This window comes from Streptococcus sp. k-402, assembly GCF_013277515.1.
Taxonomy (GTDB): domain Bacteria; phylum Bacillota; class Bacilli; order Lactobacillales; family Streptococcaceae; genus Streptococcus.
Genome location: NZ_VMNB01000027.1, coordinates 1 through 2769, shown reverse-complemented (window position 1 = coordinate 2769; position 2769 = coordinate 1). Strand labels below are relative to the sequence as shown.

Below are 2769 nucleotides of genomic sequence, written 5' to 3'. Positions count from 1 at the left end.
TGCGTTTGTGTTTGAACGTCTGCTTCGCTCGCATCTCTCTTGCCTTCGATTTCCTTAGCTTTATCGATCGCCTCTTGGACTTTCGTCTTCGCATTCTGGTATGCTTGCTTGCTGGCTTCTGTTTTGCCATCTGTGTTGGTATTTGCTTCTTGTTGTAAATCACGTTCTAGTGCTTCACGTTTGCTGGTCAAGTCGCTCTTATCAACTGTCGCACGAATACCAGTATCAGACAGCAACGATATGGCTCCTTCTCCATCTACTGGTGTATCCGTACCTGGGCGTACAATCATAGCTACTAGTTTATACTCATCTGTTCCTAATTTATCTACACCGTATCTTTTGAATCTATCAGGAGTAAAAGTTACCACTCCTTCATTATCTGGGAGTCCATCTGCAATCTTCGTAAATCCTCTTGCATGCGGGACTAACACATCGTATCCATTGTAATTGCTTCCTCCTTTCACTAGATAGACACGTAATTCGGCTCTGTCTGGTATATTTTTTTGATTTACTGGACCAGGAAGCTTAGCTTGAATAAACTTAGTTTTATCCCGGTTAGTTGGGTCATAGGGAATAGTTCCTGCCTTGCCCTCAAGTTGCTTATTTGTTGTAATAAAACTAGCTTTTGGAACAGGAAAACGGAACGTTCCTTGATATATTTGTGAATGTCCCGAACTATCAATAGCTTTAACTGTATATTTTCTGACACCGAACTCGGTTCTAGGGATATCTCCCGTTAGTTTCAGACGAGCTACAGAAGTTCCTTCGCCAGATTTGGATACAGTTAGATTTAAATTCTCAATTCCTGTAATGCTAATTTCTCGAATCGTTTTCCCATTTGACACCGCCTCAAATGAGATACCATAACCTTGAAGACGGTAGTCTCCAATAGTATCCTCCGAAAAGCGAGAATACTGCCCTTGACGACCTCCAGGTCTAAGTTTATTAACTGTCAGAGATGAGGTTTCTCTCGCTTTCCTAGATTTAGGACTATCGCTGCTACCTTTTTCCACACCATTCTTTAATTGGGCTACCTTTTTATACTCCTCAAGTGCAGCATTAAAGACCTCCTGATTGACAAGCCCATTTTCTGATTGTCCCAATGCTTCGTTGAGTTTATCGTAGGCTTCCTTTAGTTTTTGGACTTGTTCTGGATTTTCAGTGCTGGTCTTCAGTTCTTGGAGGAGATGATGGATTTTGCCTGATAGAGGATAGCTTCCCTGACCATTTGTGTAGTCTGTAACTTCCTCCACTGTTTCCTTGGTTTCTTGATTTTCTGCTGGTGCCGGCGTGGCAGGAGGGGTTAGTTGTCCCCTACGACCTCGCCCTCGTGTAGGAGTTGGGCTTGCTTCACTTGGAGTCGCATTCCCTCCTTCCCCAAGCTCAGCTGGGGATGTGAGTCCACCAGCCAAAGCCTTGTTTACCTCCTCAGTCAAGGTTTTCATGGCTTGAACTTGGGCATTGACCTCCTCTTGACTGGAGTTTGGATTTTCAAGAACAGCCTTAGCTTGTGCTAGACCTGCTTCTACACGAGCGTGAAGTTCTTTCATGGAGTCCAGTGTCAGATTGGTAAGCAGAGCTTGCAGACTGGTTTGTGCAGACTGAGCAAGTGACTTATCTACAGTAGGACGACTTGCTTCTTCTGCTTGCTTTTCTCCCTTGCCTTCTTCGCTATCTTTTACTAGAGACTTGTTTTCATCTGATGCTTCTTGAGGCTTTTGATTACCTTGGCTAGATTGCTCTTGCTGACTTGGGTCCGTATCAGGAGTTTTTTCACTTAGCTCTTCAGATACCCCCCCCGAGGAATCGCTTACAAGGTCGCTGGTTCTAGTCGTTCCACTCTCTGTCGCTGGAGAAATGTCAGGTGTTTGTGCCTGTACTGTCCCGTTGGCAAAAAACATCAGCGCAGCAACGGCAACGCTGGCAGCACCAAAGTGGTACTTCCTTATTGAGTAACGAAAAACCTTTTCCCCTTTGCGCTCTTCTTTACTTTTTAGTTTCATTCATTCTTCCTTCCTTTTTCTATTTGATTTCTTCTGTATAGTCTAGTGCGATCCAGCCCCTACCCGACTTCAACAAGCCCCAAGTATAGCCATCTGCTTCTTCTACCTGCATGATGGTAAAAGTCCCAAGAGGACAAAAACCTTGGTCAGGATAAGCCAGACCTGGGCCTGTTCGGATGTAGAGATCATCATCTACCACACGCACTAGATACTCTCCATTCCCATCTCGAGGCTGTTCCTCTTTTGAGACTTGGAAACTATCGCCAGCATGAATCTCAGCCGCCATCTGGATGAGTCGATTTAGATCAATCCCCCCAGGGCAATCTGTAGCAGTAAATTCCTGGTGAGGATGGATGGTCTCACGATTGATTGGCAAATTATAACGATCACAAATATCTGCAATCAAACGTGCTGAGTTCCAGTAGGTTTCCTCTGCAATAGTCCAGTCAGGTTCCCCACGGTTATTTAAGTGTTCAATACCAATCGAACGCTGATTGACTTCATAGTTGCCAGCATGATAGGCAACGCTCTCTTCACCAACACACCCCCATATCTTATCAGGAGTCACCTGATAGTGAGCAGATGTGCCATGACCTGTAGAGACATACCAAGTACTTCTAGCCCCCTCATCACTCAGCCCACCATTATGGTGGATGACAATAGTATCAATATCAAGGCGATTTTGATCGCTATTCATGATTTCCTCATCCACATCTGTGATAAGTCCTGAAAACAAATCGCCATTCACTCTTTTTGTCGCAAACAT

2 protein-coding genes are annotated in these 2769 nt (G+C 44.6%); both read right to left on the bottom strand.

Annotated elements, in window-relative coordinates; all coding sequences use genetic code 11:
• Positions 1–2003 (bottom strand): YSIRK-type signal peptide-containing protein (locus tag HT724_RS10350; protein ID WP_240156745.1); only part of this gene is annotated, 2003 nt, incomplete at its 3' end.
• A 19-nt stretch (positions 2004–2022) separates the two neighbouring features.
• On the bottom strand, positions 2023–2769 hold a 747-nt coding region (locus HT724_RS09920; protein ID WP_101514457.1), incomplete at its 5' end, for a peptidoglycan recognition family protein.